At 73.7% G+C, this 16,287-nt stretch carries 14 protein-coding genes; 7 read left to right on the plus strand and 7 right to left on the minus strand.

The window, feature by feature from the left end; genetic code table 11:
* Positions 1 to 11 precede the first annotated feature (11 nt).
* Together GV155_RS09365 and GV155_RS09370 are read right to left on the minus strand one after the other, a co-directional pair.
* Complete coding sequence (locus GV155_RS09365; protein WP_160007367.1) at positions 12 to 884, minus strand: MaoC family dehydratase; 873 nt, start codon at positions 882 to 884, stop codon at positions 12 to 14.
* Position 885: 1 nt separating this feature from the next.
* Positions 886 to 2,220 (minus strand): 3-oxoacyl-ACP reductase, encoded by a 1,335-nt coding sequence (locus tag GV155_RS09370; protein ID WP_160007369.1) that lies wholly within the window; start codon positions 2,218 to 2,220, stop codon positions 886 to 888.
* Positions 2,221 to 2,353: 133 nt separating this feature from the next.
* Between GV155_RS09370 and GV155_RS09375 the strand changes: the two genes are divergently transcribed.
* Positions 2,354 to 3,637 (plus strand): acetyl-CoA C-acetyltransferase, encoded by a 1,284-nt coding sequence (locus GV155_RS09375; RefSeq protein ID WP_201300122.1) that lies wholly within the window; start codon positions 2,354 to 2,356, stop codon positions 3,635 to 3,637.
* A 48-nt stretch (positions 3,638 to 3,685) separates the two neighbouring features.
* On the opposite strand, the gene GV155_RS09380 is transcribed toward GV155_RS09375, so the two are convergent.
* The 3 genes from GV155_RS09380 to GV155_RS09390 form a co-directional block, all read right to left on the minus strand.
* Positions 3,686 to 4,396, minus strand: a complete 711-nt coding sequence (locus tag GV155_RS09380) for a TetR/AcrR family transcriptional regulator (protein WP_160007373.1) — start codon at positions 4,394 to 4,396, stop codon at positions 3,686 to 3,688.
* A gap of 65 nt (positions 4,397 to 4,461) precedes the next feature.
* The gene (locus tag GV155_RS09385; protein WP_160007375.1) at positions 4,462 to 4,953 is read right to left on the minus strand and encodes a hypothetical protein; all 492 of its coding nucleotides are present in this window, start codon (positions 4,951 to 4,953) and stop codon (positions 4,462 to 4,464) included.
* A gap of 221 nt (positions 4,954 to 5,174) precedes the next feature.
* Complete coding sequence (locus GV155_RS09390; protein WP_160007377.1) at positions 5,175 to 6,683, minus strand: ATP-dependent DNA ligase; 1,509 nt, start codon at positions 6,681 to 6,683, stop codon at positions 5,175 to 5,177.
* 79 nt (positions 6,684 to 6,762) lie between these two features.
* Between GV155_RS09390 and GV155_RS09395 the strand changes: the two genes are divergently transcribed.
* The 4 genes from GV155_RS09395 (at position 6,763) to GV155_RS09410 (ending at position 10,111) form a co-directional block, all read left to right on the plus strand.
* A complete protein-coding gene (locus GV155_RS09395) occupies positions 6,763 to 7,716 on the plus strand; it encodes a DNA-3-methyladenine glycosylase family protein (RefSeq protein WP_236554225.1) in 954 nt (317 codons plus the stop codon).
* A 174-nt stretch (positions 7,717 to 7,890) separates the two neighbouring features.
* Entirely contained in the window at positions 7,891 to 8,658 is a 768-nt protein-coding gene (locus GV155_RS09400; protein ID WP_160007379.1) for a DUF4397 domain-containing protein, read from the plus strand.
* Between the two features lie 32 nt (positions 8,659 to 8,690).
* A complete protein-coding gene (locus GV155_RS09405) occupies positions 8,691 to 9,356 on the plus strand; it encodes a class F sortase (protein ID WP_160007381.1) in 666 nt (221 codons plus the stop codon).
* Complete coding sequence (locus tag GV155_RS09410; RefSeq protein WP_160007383.1) at positions 9,353 to 10,111, plus strand: hypothetical protein; 759 nt, start codon at positions 9,353 to 9,355, stop codon at positions 10,109 to 10,111. Before GV155_RS09405 ends, GV155_RS09410 begins: the two co-directional genes overlap by 4 nt.
* Positions 10,112 to 10,128: 17 nt before the next feature.
* On the opposite strand, the gene GV155_RS09415 is transcribed toward GV155_RS09410, so the two are convergent.
* Positions 10,129 to 11,391 carry a phospholipase D-like domain-containing protein gene (locus tag GV155_RS09415; RefSeq protein ID WP_236554227.1) on the minus strand — a complete coding sequence of 421 codons (1,263 nt, stop codon included), beginning with the start codon at positions 11,389 to 11,391 and terminating at the stop codon, positions 10,129 to 10,131.
* 49 nt (positions 11,392 to 11,440) lie between these two features.
* Between GV155_RS09415 and uvrB the strand changes: the two genes are divergently transcribed.
* Entirely contained in the window at positions 11,441 to 13,567 is a 2,127-nt protein-coding gene (gene uvrB / locus GV155_RS09420; protein WP_160007387.1) for an excinuclease ABC subunit UvrB, read from the plus strand.
* Positions 13,568 to 13,697: 130 nt separating this feature from the next.
* Positions 13,698 to 15,002 carry an MFS transporter gene (locus tag GV155_RS09425; protein ID WP_236554229.1) on the plus strand — a complete coding sequence of 435 codons (1,305 nt, stop codon included), beginning with the start codon at positions 13,698 to 13,700 and terminating at the stop codon, positions 15,000 to 15,002.
* Positions 15,003 to 15,204: 202 nt separating this feature from the next.
* Here GV155_RS09425 and GV155_RS09430 read toward each other — a convergent pair whose 3' ends face one another.
* Complete coding sequence (locus GV155_RS09430; RefSeq protein ID WP_160007389.1) at positions 15,205 to 16,260, minus strand: AbrB family transcriptional regulator; 1,056 nt, start codon at positions 16,258 to 16,260, stop codon at positions 15,205 to 15,207.
* Positions 16,261 to 16,287 lie beyond the last annotated feature (27 nt).

The raw sequence follows: 16,287 nt of genomic DNA on the forward strand, positions 1-16,287 counted from the left end.
GGTTGGACGGGTCAGAGCGAGGTGGTCTGTCCGGCCAGGTGGGGCGCGCGGCTGCCGGGGCTGGTGAGCGAGAAGGCGTACCCGTCCTCCAGGGAGGCCGACCCGAAGGCGACCTTGCCGGGCAGGAGCACCGGCTTCTTGAAGGCGACCTCGACCCGGACGGCGTCGGGCAGCCGGTTCTCCAGCGCCGCCACGCAGCGGGCCTTGGTCCACATCCCGTGCGCGATCTGGCGCGGGAAGCCGAGCGCCTTGGCGGTCAGCGGGTAGAGGTGGATCGGGTTGTGGTCGCCCGAGACGGCGGCGTACGTCCGCCCGAGGTCGGCCGGCAGGCGCCAGACCGTCCCGGTCGGGGGCGCGTCGGGAAACGACGTGCCGCCCGGCGCCGTGTCGTCCCCGCGGCCGCGGCGCAGGTAGGTCGACGTGCTCTCCCAGGCCAGGCCGTCGTCGTCGCGCACCTCGGTGGCGAAGGTGTAGGTCGTGCCCTTGGGGTGCGGTCCGGGCGGGCCGACCCGGGTGCCGACCTCGAGGCGGCTCCCGACGGGGATCTGACGGTGCCGGGTGATGCTGTTCTCGACGTGCACCATCCCGACCGCGGGGGCCGGGAAGGCCGGGTCGGTCATGATCGCCATGTGCAGCCCGAACGCCAGCAGGTGCGGGTAGGTCAGCGGGACGGTGTCCTTGACCGGGAAGCCGCAGACCCGGGCGTAGGTGTCCACGTCCTCGCGCCGCACGGTGACCGGCGGGCGGTCGTAGGACAGGCCCTCGAAGCCGGCCGGCGAGGCCTTGCGGACGCCGGGCAGGCCGCCCACGACCGGCAGCGAGGGGAGCGCGGCGCGCAGCAGCGTGCCCAGGCCGGCGGAGCCGGCGACGGTGGTGGTCTCCACCTCAGGCCCCCAGCATCATCTGGCCGCAGACGCGGACCACGTTGCCGCTGACCGCGGTCGAGCCGGGGCTGGCGTACCAGGAGATGGTCTCGGCCACGTCGACCGGCAGGCCGCCCTGCGACATGGCGTTGAGGCGCTGGCCGACCTCGCGGGTCGCGAAGGGCACGGCGGCGGTCATCTGCGTGATGATGAACCCCGGGGCGACGGCGTTGATCGTGATCCCGCGCTCGAGGTCGTCGGCGAGGGAGTCGACCAGGCCGATGACACCGGCCTTGGAGGCCGCGTAGTTGGTCTGCCCCACGTTGCCGGCGATGCCGGCGATCGAGGCCACGCCGACCACGGAGCCGTGGTCGTTGAGGACGCCCTGGTCGAGCAGCTCGCGGGTGATCCGCTCGGGCGCGGTGAGGTTGACCGCGATCACCGAGTCCCAGCGCGACTCGTCCATGTTGGCCAGCTTCTTGTCGCGGGTGATGCCCGCGTTGTGCACCACGACGTCGACGCCGCCGTGCTTGTCCTTCAGGTGCTGGGCGATGCGCTGCGGTGCGTCCTTGGCGGTGATGTCGAGGGTCAGCCAGTCGCCGTCCAGCTCGTCCATCAGGCTCACGAGGGTGTCCGCGGCCTGGGGCACGTCGACGCCGACCACCGTGGCGCCGTCGCGGTGCAGCACGCGGGCGATCTGCTCGCCGATGCCGCGGCTGGCGCCGGTGACCAGGGCGACCCGGCCGGCGAGCGGACGGGTCCAGTCCGCGACCGGGGCGGCGTCGGTGGCGCCGTGCGCGCCGATCCGGACCACCTGGCCCGAGACGTAGGCGGACTTGGGGGAGAGCAGGAACCCGAGCGTGCTCAGGGTCGCGGCCTCGGCGCCCTCGGCGACGTAGACGAGCTGGACCGTGCCGCCGCGGCCGATCTCCTTGCCGAGGGAGCGGGTGAAGCCCTCCAGGGCCCGCTGCGCGACGCGCTCGGAGCCGGTGACCTGCTCGGGCGGGGTGCCGAGGACGACCACGCGGGGGCAGGACTCGAGGCTGCGCATCACCGGGGTGACGAAGTCGCGCAGGGCGTGCAGCTGCTCGCTGCCGGTCAGGCCGGTGGCGTCGAAGACCAGGCCCTTGAAGCGGGCGCCGTCGGCCGCGGCGGTCGCCGTGGTGACGTCGAGCTCGGCCAGCAGGCCGGGCAGCGACTCGGCCAGCCGGCCGCGGCCGCCGACCAGGACCGTGCCCTGGACCAGCGGGTCGCCCTCGGTGTAGCGGTCGAGCCGCATCGGGGCGGGCAGGCCGAGATTCTTGACAAGCAGCTTCCCGATCGGCGTGCTGGTGAATCCCTGGTAGCGGTCGCTCATGCGTGCGGTCCTCCGGTCGGTGCGTGCAAGGTCGGATCGATCATGTAACTCTATGTGTAACTCGGAGTCCACATTGCGTGACCTCCCCCTCACCGCCTTCCCCTCCCGGGGGCGGTCCGACAAGGATGTGCCCATGATCTCCAGCACCCGTCGTGTCGCCGTGATCGGCGGCAACCGGATCCCCTTCGCCCGTTCCAACACCGTCTACGCCACGGCCTCGAACCAGGACATGCTCACCGCCGCCATCGACGGCGCGGTGACCCGCTTCGGGCTCGAGGGCGAGCGCCTCGGCGAGGTCGTGGCCGGGGCCGTGCTCAAGCACTCGCGGGACTTCAACCTGACCCGCGAGGCCGTGCTCGGCTCGAAGCTCTCGGCCGAGACGCCCGCCACCGACGTCCAGCAGGCCTGCGGCACCGGCCTCCAGGCAGCGATCCAGGTCGCCAACAAGATCGCGCTCGGCCAGATCGAGGTCGGCCTGGCCGGCGGCTCCGACACCACCTCCGACGCGCCGATCGCCGTCGGGGAGGGGCTGCGCAAGATCCTGCTCGAGGCCAACCGCGCCAAGAGCCTGCAGGGTCGGCTGGCCGCGCTGGCCAAGATCCGTCCCGGCGACCTCGTGCCGAGCATCCCCCAGAACGGCGAGCCGCGCACCGGCATGTCGATGGGCGAGCACCAGGCGCTCACCGCGCTGGAGTGGCAGATCACCCGCGAGGCGCAGGACGAGCTGACGGTCGCCTCCCACCAGCACCTCGCCGCGGCGTACGAGTCCGGCTTCCTCGACGACCAGGTCACGCCGTTCCGCGGCCTGGAGCGCGACCAGAACCTGCGCGCCGACTCCACGGTCGAGAAGCTCTCCACGCTCAAGCCGGTCTTCGGCAAGGGCGCGGCCGCCACGATGACCGCGGCCAACTCCACCCCGCTGACCGACGGTGCCTCCGTGGTGCTGCTGGCCTCCGAGGAGTGGGCCGAGCAGCGCGGCCTGCCGGTGCTGGCCTACCTGACGGCCTACGAGACCGCGGCGGTCGACTACGTGCACGGCGGGGAGGGCCTGCTGATGGCCCCGGCCTACGCCATGGCGCGGATGCTCGAGCGCGAGGGCCACGCGCTGCAGGACTTCGACTTCTACGAGATCCACGAGGCCTTCGCCTCGCAGGTGCTCTCCACCCTCAAGGCGTGGGAGGACCCGGTGTTCTGCAAGGAGCGCCTGGGTCTCGACGCGCCGCTGGGCTCGATCGACCGCTCGAAACTCAACGTCAACGGCTCGTCGCTCGCGGCCGGCCACCCGTTCGCCGCGACCGGCGGCCGGATCGTCAACGTGCTGGCCAAGCTGCTCTCGCAGCAGGGTTCGGGCAAGGGCCTGATCTCGGTCTGCGCCGCGGGCGGGCAGGGTGTGACCGCGATCCTCGAGCGCCCCTGACGCATCGCGTCCCCGGCGTCGTCCGGCTCCCGGGGCCACGAGGTGGCCTCAGGGGGTGGGCGGCGCCGGTGCTGCGTCCGGGCGCGTGACCAGGGCCAGCGCGGATCCGACGAGGTAGTCGCGGACCTGCTCGGCGGAGACCTGGCCGACGGTCGGGATGCCGGGTGCGGCCTCCTTGACCAGGATGCCGACGCGGGCCAGCTGGAGCGCGCCGAGGCCGCTGGCGTAGAGCATGTTGGCCAGCAGTGTGGGGTCCTCGACGTGGAACACGCCGTCGCGGTCGCCGTCCTCCAGGACCGTCGACAGCGTGGCCAGGCAGGACGAGATCGAGCGGCCGAGCCGGAACAGGGCTCCCTCGCTGATCTCGTCGAGCAGGTCGTCGCCCTGCCGGCGCATCAGCGCCTGCGCGCAGTCGACGAAGGCGGGGTGCGCCACGCCGTACCCGACGAAGGCGGCGACGATCGCGCGCAGCCGGGCCGGGGCGGGCTCGTCGGTCGCCGAGGCCGTCGCGAGTGCCTCGCGCATCTCGTCGAGGTAGCTGACCAGGGTGAGCGCGAACAGCTCCTCCTTGCCGGTGAAGTGCCGGTAGACGATCGCCCGGTTGATCCCGACGGCGCGGGCGACGTCCTCGATCTGGGCGTCACCCGTGCCGCGCTCGTCGAAGAGCCGCCGGGTCGCGGCGATGATCTCGGTCTCGCGCGCGCGGCGGCGGGCGACCGCCGCCCTGCGACGGCCGTCGGTGGGTCCGGTCGTGCTCATGAGCGGAGTGTACGGCTCGTGCAACTGACTGTTGCAACACCGTCGCGGCGTCGGTGTGGCGTCCCTCAGCCGGTCCGGCCGACCAGGCCGAGCGGTGACGGCAGGGCGGTCGGCGGATCCAGCCCGTCGCGGGCCATCGCGACCAGGGCCGTCCAGAGCAGCGCGCCGAGCTGCTCCTGCGCGGCGCTGCCGGAAGCACCGGCGCGGTGGTGCAGGGCCGCGCGGACCAGGTCGCCCTCCGGGGCCGGCCCGCGCCCGGCGAGGCGTACCTCGGCGCACCTGGTCGACAGCTGCAGGGACCCCGGCCGGGCGGTACGTCCGCCGCCGGCGTCGGTGTCCGGCACGACCGCCAGCGGGGTCGGCGCGGGTGCGGGCGCCTCGAGCGACGCCTCCAGCTCGCCCGCCGCGTCGAGGAGGTCCCGCAGCAGCGCGCGCAGGCACCGCGCCGTCGCCGGGTCGACCGGGCGCGGGCCCGGCCGCGCGGCGGCCCGCACGAGGTCGGCGGCGTCGGCCAGGAGGTGGACGGGGGTCGGGTGCTCGATCGCTGCGAGGGCCATGCCCCCACCGTCGCCCTGTCGCGGCCGGCCTGCGAGCACGCCCTCGGCCAGGTGTGGACGGACGGTGCGGTGCCGGCGCTGTGGACGGCCCGTGGCCCACCGCGTCGTCGGGCCGCCCAGCGCAGCAGTGCAGCGGATCGGTACGCGTATTCGGCACCGATCCGCTGCACTGTCGCGACGGGCACACCAGTGCGGCAGCCGCGGCCCGAGGGCGGGCTGCGTCAGGCGAGCCCCGCGCGCACCGTCGCGACGGTGTCGATCTCGCCGACCGGCTTGTCGTCGCGGTAGCGGAGCACCCGGGCGAAGCGGAGGGCGACCCCGCCGGGGTAGCGGGTGGAGCGCTGCACGCCGTCGTAGGCGATCTCCACCACCTGCTCGGGCCGCACGTGCACGGTGTGGCCCGATCGGCTGGTCTCGAGGGCCAGGAACCGCTCGGTCTGCCAGGTGAGCATCTCGTCGGTCATCCCCTTGAAGGTCTTGCCCAGCATGACGAGGCCGCCCTGGCCGTCGGCGGCGCCGAGGTGCAGGTTGGACAGCCAGCCCTCGCGGCGACCGGAGCCCCACTCGACGGCCAGCACGACCAGGTCGAGCGTGTGGCGCGGCTTGACCTTGACCCACCCGGACCCGCGGCGGCCGGCCTCGTAGGTGGACCCGAGGTTCTTGACCACCACGCCCTCGTGCCCGGCGGCGACCGCGGCGTCCATGAAGTCCTGCGCGGTGGCCGGGTCGTCGGTGACCACCCGACCCACCCGGTGCTGCTCGGGGACGAGGGAGTCCAGGAGCGCGGCCCGCTCGTGGCCGGGCGCGCCGAGCAGGTCGCGGCCGTCGTGGTGGAGGAGGTCGAAGAAGTACGGCGTCACCTGCACCCCCGACGCCTGGGCGGTCCGCGACGCGGTCTCCTGGAAGGGTCGGGGCCGTCCGTCCTCGCCGACCGCCAGGGCCTCGCCGTCGAGGACCAGGCGCGTGGCCGGCAGCGCCCGGACCACCTCGACCACCTCGGGCAGCCGCGCGGTGATGTCGTCGAGGGTGCGGGTGGTGACCAGGACGTCGTCGCCGTCGCGGTGCACCTGGATCCGGATGCCGTCGAGCTTGGTGTCGACCGCGACCTCCCCGCCGCCGGCCTTGACCAGCGCGGCGCCGACGTCCGTAGCGGTCCCGGCCAGCATCGGCAGCACCGGGCGGCCCACCTCCAGCCCGACGGCAGCCAGCGCCTCCTCGCCGGTGAACGCCAGCGCGGCCACGTCGCGGGTCGAGCCGGCCAGCATCGCGGCCCGGCGCACGGCGGCCAGCGGCACCGCGGCGGCGACGGCGAGCGCCTCCTGCACCAGCGCGTCGAGCGCGCCCTGGCGCACCGCGCCCGTGACCACGCCCTGGAGCCAGGCCTGCTCCTGGTCCGTCGCGCGTCCGAACAGCGCCGCCACCGCCCCGGCCCGGGCCGCCTGCGAGCCGGACCCCGCGATCGCGGCGAGGTCCTCGAACGCGCCGTCCACCTCGGTGACCGTCAGCGACGACGTGGCGGCCGGCTCCGGTAGGGAGCCGAGCCCCCGCCAGCCCAGGCCCGTACGCCGCTGGGTCAGCGTCCCCCCGAGGTAGGACACCACGGTCGTCAGGTCGGTGCCGCCCTCCTCGTGGGCCCGGGCGAGCACCGGCGCCAGCGCGGCGACCTTGGCCTTGCGCGAGCGCGTGGCCGCCACGGCGGACGACGTGGTGACGACCTCGGCGAGCAGCATGGCCCGAGTCTGACCGCTGCCCCCGACAGCCGTGCCCACCTGCCCGGGTCGTGTCGGCCTCCTGGGCTAGCGTCGGGACGTGCACGAGGTGACGGGGACGGGCGGGGCCCGCACGCTGGTCCACCACCCCGCGACGCCCTGCAGCCTGCGCCAGGTGCTCGGCCTGCACCGACGCGGTGGCGGTGACCCGACGTACCGCGTCGACGGCGCCGGCCGGCACTGGCGCGGCATCCGGACGCCGGAGGGGCCCGCGACGCTCGCCCTGGAGCCGCGGGCCGGCGGCACCGAGGTGCGCGCCGCTGCCTGGGGGCCCGGCGCCGACTGGGTGCTCGGCTCCGTGCCGGACCTGCTGGGCGCCTCGGACGACTGGTCGGGGTTCGAGCCGCGGCACCCGGTCCTGGCCGACGCGCTGCGCCGGCACCCGCACCTGCGCCTGGGGCGCACCGGTCTGCTGCTCGAGGCGCTGGTGCCGGCGGTCATCGAGCAGAAGGTGACCGGCCAGGAGGCCTTCGCAGGGTTCCGGATGCTGGTGCGCCGGCACGGCGAGCCGGCCCCCGGCCCGGGGCCCGCGCTGGACCTCTGGGTGCAGCCGACGCCCGAGCGGCTGCGGGCCGTTCCGTCGTGGGGGTGGCTGCAGATGCACGTCGACCCCGCCCGCTCACGGGTCGTGGTGACGGCGGCTCGCGTCGCCGACACCCTCGAGCGGCTCGTGGCCCTGGCTCCAGAAGAGGCCGAGCGACGTCTCCGCTCGATCCCCGGGATCGGGGTCTGGACCAGCGCCGAGGTGCGCCAGCGGACCTTCGGCGACCCCGACGCGGTCTCCTTCGGCGACTACCACGTGGCCAAGGACGTCGGCTGGGCGCTGACCGGGGAGCCGTTCGACGACGAGCAGATGGCGGCCTACCTGGAGCCCTGGCGGCCCCAGCGGGGGCGGGTGGTGGCTCTGCTCGCGGCCTCCCGGCTGCACCGCCCGCGGCACGGCGCCCGGATGGCGCCCCGCACCCACCTGCCCTCCCGGACCACCCGCCCTTGACCCATTCTGGGTAAAGAGCGCGCCATCGGCCGGGGGTGTCGGCTGCTGCTTGATAACGTGCCTGGCGTCGTGGGGGACGTCAGGAGGTGGTGCCAGGCGCACCGGCTGGCTCGCCCGCGCTCACCCGACCGCAGCTCCGCGGAGGGGATCCGGCCGCTTGGGGAAACCGACGACATGCAGCGACGACACACCACGATCGCCACGACCGGGACCGTAGCGGTCCTCGCCGCGGCCCTCCTGGGCGCCTCGCCCGGGGCCCCGGCAAGCGCCGCGAAGGCCGACGGCCAGCTCTACCTCGTCCAGGCCGTGCCCGGCATCGAGGTCGACGTCGAGGTCGACGGCCGCCCGGTCGAGCAGGACGTCGCCACCGGTGACGTCGTCGGCCCGTGGGAGCTGCCCGCAGGTGCCCAGGAGCTCACCCTGAGCAACGACGACTGGAGCACCGACGTCGGCGTGCGCCTGACCTCCGGCGCGGCCACCGACGTCGTCCTGCACCTCCCCGCCGCCCGCGGTGGGGACCCGGTGGCCAGCACGTACGCCGTGCCCGACGCCCCGATCGGCCCCGGCAAGGCCCGGGTGGTGCTCGCGCACACCGCGACCGCGCCGCCGGCCGACGTCCGGGTCGACGGCCGGACGGTCTTCACCAACATCGCCAACGGCGAGTACGCCGAGGCGGACGTTCCCTCGGGCGGCCACGCGGTGGCGCTGCTGCCCAGCGGGTCCGACCGCGGCGCGTTCCTCGGCCCGATCGACGTCGACCTGCCGGCCGAGACCGTCACCATGGTCTACGCCGTGGGCTCGCCGCAGGACAACTCGATGCGCGCGGTCGCCCACTCGGCGGCGCTGGCCTCCGACGGCAGCGTCGCCCCCACCCGGATCGAGACCGGCTCGTCGGCCGGCCTGGCCCGCGACCTGCTGACCGCCGTCCTCGGCCCGCGCTGACCGGCCCGACCGAGCGACCACCCCGGCCCCCGGTGCCTGCCACGACGACGTCCCCGCGGAACGGCCTGCCCTCGGCGGCCTCCGTCGTCCTGCTGACCCTCGCCCTGGCCGCAGGGTGTGCGCCGGTCGGCGACGCGGCGACGTCGGCCGGCAGCGGACCGGACGACGCGCCGGCCGGCACCGACGACCGTGAGGTCCGCGAGCTCGAGGCCACGCCGGCCACCCGGGTCGGCTCGGCCGTGGCCCGCGTGCCCACCGCCGTACGCCTCCCCGGCACCGACCTGCTCGACGTGGTGCCGGTCGGCACCCGCGAGGACGGTCTCCTGGACGTCCCCGCCGACGTCGACGTCCTCGGGTGGTGGGAGGGCGGCGCGCGGGTCGGCGACCCGTTCGGCTCGGTCCTCCTGGCCGGGCACGTCGACTCCGAGGACGAGGGGCTCGGCCCGTCGGCCCGGCTGCTGACGGTCGAGCGGGGTGACGAGGTCGAGGTGCGCGCGGGCGGTCGGACCACCTCGTACGCCGTCGCGTCGCGCCGGTTCGTGCCGCTCGACGACCTCGGGTCCTACCCCCGGATCCTCTCCGCCGACGGCCCGGCCCGGGTGACCCTGGTCACCTGCGCGCCGCCGTTCCTGCCCGACGAGGGCGGCTACCAGAACCTCGCCGTCGTGACGGCCCTGCCCGAGCGGGGAGCGCGATGAGCGGCGAGCCGGGGGAGTCGCGGTCCGGTCCGCGCACCGCGGTCGTCGCGGTGGTGGCGCTCGTGCTCGTCGTCGTGCTGGTCGTGCTCCTCCGAGGCGGGGGCGACGACGCCGACGGGCCCACCTCGGACGGGCCGACGCTGGTCCCCGCCACCCCGCCGTCCGCGCCGGTCCGCCTGCCCGACCCCGGGGCGTACGTCGACGCCCGCGTCCAGCCGGACGGCTCGGTCGACGTGACGCACTGGCTGCGGCCCGCCCAGGGCGTCGACGAGGTCACCCTCGCCGCCTACCCGACCCTGAAGGCCGACGGCCGGCCGTCGGTGACCGACCTGCAGGTGCAGACCAGCCTGGGAGAGGTACGGCTGCCCGAGGCGCCCCGGATCGCCACCGACCCGGTGACGGTGCCGCTGGTGCGCTCGTCCCTGCTGGTCGTGCTGACCTACACGCTCGACGGCGTGACCGACGCGGACGGGACCGTCCCCGGCCGGGCCCTGGTGGACTCGGTCCTCGCCGACGTCGACTACCCCGGCGAGGACGGCGACACCCGGGTCCAGGTCGGCGGACGGAAGATCGAGTCCCTCGCCTGCGTGCCGGACCCGCGAGCCCCCCTGTCCCAGGTGGTCTGCGGTGCCGAGCGCGAGGGCGGCTGGGCGGTCAACCTCGCCCCGCGCCAGCTCGACGACAAGGTGATCGCCCAGGTCGACCTCGACCGGGAGCAGAAGAGGAACCCCGACGCCGGCGTCAACCTGGACTGAGCAGGACGGGCCCGGCGTCAGAGCAGGGCGCGCAGCGGGCGCAGGAACGCCTCGGTGAAGCGCCGGTGCAGGTCCCGGGCCTCCCACTCGCCCTGGGTCAGCTCCAGCGAGTGCGACTCGTCGAGGGCGAACACCTCCTCGAGCGTCTCGGCCAGCCCGGTGTCGATCACCTCGAGGTTGACCTCGTAGTTGCCCGAGAGGCTCAGCCGGTCGATGTTGGCGGTGCCGACGGTGCTCCACGTGCCGTCGACGGTGGCGGTCTTGGCGTGCACCATCGCCTCGCGGAACCGGAACACCCGGACCCCGGCGTCGAGCAGCTGGGAGAAGTACCCGCGGGAGATCCAGTCGGCCACGATGTGGTTGGACTTCAGGGGGAGCAGGAGGCGTACGTCCACCCCGCGCCGCGCGGCGCTCTTGAGCGCGTCGACGAAGTCCTGGTCGGGCAGGAAGTAGGCCTGGGTGATCCAGATCCGGGACGACGCCCGGGCGATCACCTCGAGGTACATCCCCCGGATCGGGAACAGCCACAGCCGGGGGACGTTGCGGTGCACCCGGATCCGGGGCTCCCACGTGGCCGCCGTCTCGAGCAGCAGCGGCCGCTCGCTGTGACGCAGCCGGCGACGGCGGTGCAGGTTCCAGAAGTCCGCGAACGCGCGCTCCAGGTCGTGCACGCCGGGGCCGACGACGCGGACGTGCGTGTCGCGCCACTCGGTCTCGTAGGCCGAGCCGATGTTGTAGCCGCCGACGAAGCCGACGTTGTCGTCGACGACGAGGATCTTGCGGTGGTCGCGGCCGTACCGCTTGAGGTCGAAGAACCGCCAGCCCGCGGAGTAGGCGGGGTAGCGCAGCACCTTCATCGACGGCGGGAAGTGCTTGAAGACGGGGGAGACGACGAGGTTGGCGAAGCCGTCGTAGATCACGTAGACGTCGACCCCGCGGGCCGAGGCGTCCGACAGCGCCTGCTTGAACCGCTCGCCCGTGGCGTCGCCCTTCCAGATGTAGGTCTCGAAGAGGATCTGGCGGCGGGCGCCCTCGATCGCGGCGATCATGTCGTCGTAGAGGTCGCGACCGAAGGTGTAGGTCGTCACCTCGCTGTCGCCGACGGCCACCGTGCGCGGCGGCATGGTCGGGAACGGCTGGGGCCGCTTGCCGCGCCGCCGGTAGGAGTCGACCAGCGACATCGTCAGCGCGAGGGCCACCTGGACGCCGAAGACGGTCAGCAGCGTGCGCCGCAGCACGCGTACCGCCCGGCCAGTCAGCCGGACCCTGCTCGACCTCACCCTCCCAACGTAGTCGAGGGGTGTCGGCGCGCGGACGTAGGCTCGACCCATGCGTCCCGTCACCGATCTCGAGCGCCGTGTCGCGCCGTTCCAGGTCGTCTCCGACTACCAGCCCGCGGGTGACCAGCCGGCGGCCATCACCGAGATCACCAAGCGGATCCGGGGCGGCGTCGAGGACGTCGTCCTGCTCGGCGCCACCGGCACCGGCAAGACGGCCACCGTCGCCTGGGTGGCCGAGCAGGTGCAGCGCCCGCTGCTGGTCCTGCAGCCCAACAAGACCCTGGCCGCGCAGTTCGCCAACGAGCTGCGCCAGCTGTTCCCGGACAACGCGGTCGAGTACTTCGTCTCGTACTACGACTACTACCAGCCCGAGGCCTACGTGCCCCAGACCGACACCTACATCGAGAAGGACTCCTCCATCAACGAGGAGGTCGAGCGGCTGCGCCACTCCGCGACGAACTCGCTGCTGACCCGGCGCGACGTGATCGTGGTCTCCACCGTGTCGTGCATCTACGGCCTGGGCACCCCGCAGGAGTACGTCGACCGGATGCTGCGGCTGCGGGTGGGCGAGGAGCGCGACCGCGACTCGATCCTGCGCCAGCTGGTCGAGATCCAGTACACGCGCAACGACATGAGCTTCACCCGCGGCACCTTCCGGGTCCGCGGCGACACCCTCGAGATCTTCCCGGTCTACGAGGAGCACGCCGTGCGGATCGAGTTCTTCGGCGACGAGATCGAGCGGCTGATGAGCCTGCACGCCGTCACCGGCGAGGTGCTCACCGAGGACCAGGAGCTCTACGTCTTCCCGGCCACCCACTACGTCGCCGGCCCGGAGCGGATGGAGCGTGCCGTCGCCGGCATCGAGGCCGAGCTCGAGGAGCAGCTCGCCGTCTTCGAGCGCCAGGGCAAGCTGCTGGAGGCGCAGCGGCTGCGGATGCGCACGACGTACGACATCGAGATGATGCGGCAGGTCGGCTCGTGCGCAGGCATCGAGAACTACTCGATGCACATGGACGGGCGCAGCCGCGGCTCGGCGCCGAACTGCCTGCTCGACTACTTCCCGGAGGACTACCTCCTGGTCGTCGACGAGTCCCACGTCGCGGTCCCGCAGATCGGCGGCATGTACGAGGGCGACATGTCGCGCAAGCGCAACCTGGTCGACCACGGCTTCCGGCTGCCCAGCGCCATGGACAACAGGCCGCTGCGGTGGGAGGAGTTCCTGGAGCGGATCGGGCAGACCATCTACCTCTCGGCGACGCCGGGCGACTACGAGCTCGACAAGGTGCAGGGCGACACCGTCGAGCAGATCATCCGCCCGACCGGCCTGATCGACCCCGAGGTCGTGATCAAGCCGACGAAGGGGCAGATCGACGACCTGATCCACGAGATCCGGACGCGGACCGAGAAGGACGAGCGGGTCCTGGTGACCACGCTGACCAAGAAGATGTCGGAGGACCTCACCGACTACCTCCTCGACGCCGGCCTGCGTACCCGCTACCTGCACTCCGAGGTCGACACGCTGCGCCGCATCGAGCTGCTCCGCGAGCTGCGGATGGGCGAGTACGACGTCCTGGTCGGCATCAACCTGCTGCGTGAGGGCCTCGACCTGCCCGAGGTGTCGCTGGTGTCGATCCTGGACGCCGACAAGGAGGGCTTCCTGCGCTCGGACAAGTCGTTGATCCAGACCATCGGTCGCGCGGCCCGCAACGTGTCGGGCCAGGTCCACATGTACGCCGACAAGATCACGCCGTCCATGGAGAAGGCGATCGACGAGACCAACCGGCGCCGTGACAAGCAGATCGCCTACAACACCGCGGCCGGGGTCGACCCCCAGCCCCTGCGCAAGAAGATCGCGGACATCACCGAGATGCTCTCGCGCGAGGGTGAGGACACCGAGGCGTTGCTGGCGACCTGGGCCGGGACGGCCGCGAAGGGCCGGGCCGGCGGGGTCAAGGCCAAGCAGCCGGTCCCGGCGCTGTCGGCCGAGGCGTCCGGGCGGCAGGCCAAGGACCTGGCCGGCATGCCGAGCGCCGACCTGGCCCAGCTGATCCAGGAGCTCACCGACCAGATGCGTGGAGCGGCCGCCGAGCTGCAGTTCGAGGTCGCCGCCCGGATGCGCGACGAGATCTCGGACCTCAAGAAGGAGCTCCGCCAGATGATGGAAGCGACCAAGTGAGCGACAGCGCCACGCGAGGATCGAGCGTGAGTGCTGGCGGCGAGCGCAAGAGCTGCGCGAGCGCAGCGAGCGCCGGCGACGAAGTGAGTCGCGCGAGCGAGATGAGCGCCGGCGACCGAGTGAGCGGGCGGTGAGCGGGGCGACCGTCCCCGCACCGGTCGCCGCGCCGCCGCTGCGGACCGCCCTCGCGGTCTGGTCGGTCGGGCTGCTGATCTACCTGCTCGCGGTCTTCCACCGCAGCTCGTTGGCGGTGGCCGGGCTCGACGCCACCGAGCGGTTCGGGATCTCGGCCGCCCAGCTGGCGACGTTCACCATGCTCCAGCTGCTCGTCTACGCCGGGATGCAGATCCCGACCGGGCTGCTGGTCGACCGGTTCGGCCCGCGCCGGGTGCTGCTGTCCGGCGTCCTGCTGCTCTCGGCCGCGCAGGCCGCGTTCGGGCTGGCCGACACCTACGGCCTCGCGCTGGTCGCGCGATTCTTCGTCGGGATGGGCGACGCGCTGACCTTCGTGTGCGTGCTGCGGCTGGTCGCCAGCTGGTTCTCACCCCGCCGGATCCCGCTGGTGACCCAGCTGACGGGGCCGCTGGGCCAGCTGGGCGCGATCGGTGCCGCGCTGCCGATGACCTGGGCGCTGGGCACCGTCGGCTGGACCACCGCGTACCTCGCCACGGCCTCGCTGGGCCTGGTGCTCGGGGCGGTCGGCCTGGTCGTGCTGCGCGACAGCCCGGCCCGGCGCAGCCTGAGCGGGGCGGCGCTGTCTCTCTCGGCGGTGCGTGCCAGCCTCGCCGCGTCCTGGGCGCACCCGGGCACCCGGCTCGGCTTCTGGGTCCACTTCACCACGCAGTTCAGCTCCACGATGCTGGCGCTGCTCTGGGGCTACCCGTTCCTGGTGCGGGGCGAGGGCCGGACGCCCACCGAGGCCGGCGCCCTGCTCACCGTGATGGTGCTGGCCCTCGCCGCGGCCGGGCCGCTGGTCGGCTGGATGGTCGGGCGGCACCCGTGGCACCGCTCGACCCTCGTGATCAGCATCGTGGTGGGCATCGTGACGGTGTGGACCGTCGTCCTGCTCTGGCCGGGGGAGGCACCGCTGTGGATGCTGGTGGTGCTCGTCGTCGTGGCCGGCATCGGTGGCCCCGGCTCGATGGTCGGCTTCGACCTCGGTCGTACCTCGAACCCGGCCGACCGGCTGGCCAGCGCCACCGGGATGATCAACGTCGGCGGCTTCCTGGCCAGCCTCCTGCTGGTCGTGGCGATCGGGCTCGTGCTCGACTGGCGCACGCCGGGGGCCAGCACGGCGTACACGCCGGAGGCGTTCCGGTGGGCGATGAGCACGCAGTACGTCCTCTGGGCCGTCGGGCTGACCCAGATCCTGCGCTACCGGGCCAAGGCCCGCCGGGTCATCGACCGCGACGCGTTGTACGCCCACCTGCGCTGACCGCGCCGACCTGGTCTCGTGACGCTCGCTGCGCTCGCTCCTCGACCACCGGGGCCGCCGCCTTGGGTCTCGTGACGCTCGCTGCGCTCGCTCCTCGACCACCGGGGCCGCCGCACTGGGTCTCGTGACGCTCGCTGCGCTCGCTCCTCGACCACCGGGGCCGACCCTGCGCTCGCTCCTCGACCACCGGGCACCGACGTGGTCAGTCGCCGGGGCGGCGGAGCCAGCGGGCCAGCAGCGGCAGGATCGCCAGGATGACCAGCAGCCGGAGCAGCTGCACGGCCATCACGTAGGTGGCGTCGGCGCCGCTGTCGGAGGCGATCGCCAGCACCGCGAAGAGCCCGCCCGGCGTGGTGGCCAGGTAGGCGGTGAGCGGGTCGGCCGGCGTGAGCCAGGTGAGGACCTCCCCGAGCCCGGCGGTGCCGACGACGACGACCGCGATCAGTGCCAGCACGACCGGCAGCATCCGGGCGATGCTGTGCAGGCTGGCGCGGGTGAAGCGCAGCCCGACCTGGACGCCGATCAGCGCGAAGGCCAGCCACTCGAGCGCGGTCGGCACCGAGACGGCCCCCAGCCAGCCGCCGGCCGCCAGGACCGAGGAGACGAGGAGCGGCCCCAGCAGGCTCATCGTGCTGACCGGGACGACCCGCGCCAGGAGCAGGCCGGCGGCGAGGCTGACCGCGACGAAGGTGAGGTCGGCGGGGAGGCCGGCGTCGGTCGAACCGGGCGTGCCGCCGCCGGAGGGCGGGTGGAAGACCAGGGCGGTGACGACGGGCATGGTCAGCAGCACGACCAGGACGCGCAGGTACTGCACGACGGTCACCACCCGGTCGTCCGCACCGAGGTCGCGTGCCACCGCCACCACGCCCGACGCCCCGCCGGCGACCAGGCTGAAGACGCCGGTGGTGGGGGAGACGTCCCGTCGCAGGGCGAGCACCCGGCCGGCGCCGATGCTGAGCACGAGCGTGCCCACCACGACCAGCACCACCGGGACGGCCTCGGTGCCCAGGCGCCGCAGGGTGGCCAGGTCGACCAGGGCGCCGACGGTGATCCCGATCAGGCCCTGCGCCACCAGGACACCCCACCCCGGCAGGGCGAGCGGTGTCGGCGAGGTCAGGGCGTGCGCCATCCCGCCGAGCACAGCCGCGAAGAGCACCGGCGAGGGGACCTGCACGGCCGTCAGCACGGCGCTCAGCACCACGGTGACCGCGAGGACGAGGGCGACCGACCGGAGCGGGGAACGCGGGACCGTCGACATCGCCTACGACCCTAGGCGGGCCCCGCC

This window comes from Nocardioides sp. AX2bis, assembly GCF_902506435.1.
Classification (GTDB): domain Bacteria; phylum Actinomycetota; class Actinomycetes; order Propionibacteriales; family Nocardioidaceae; genus Nocardioides.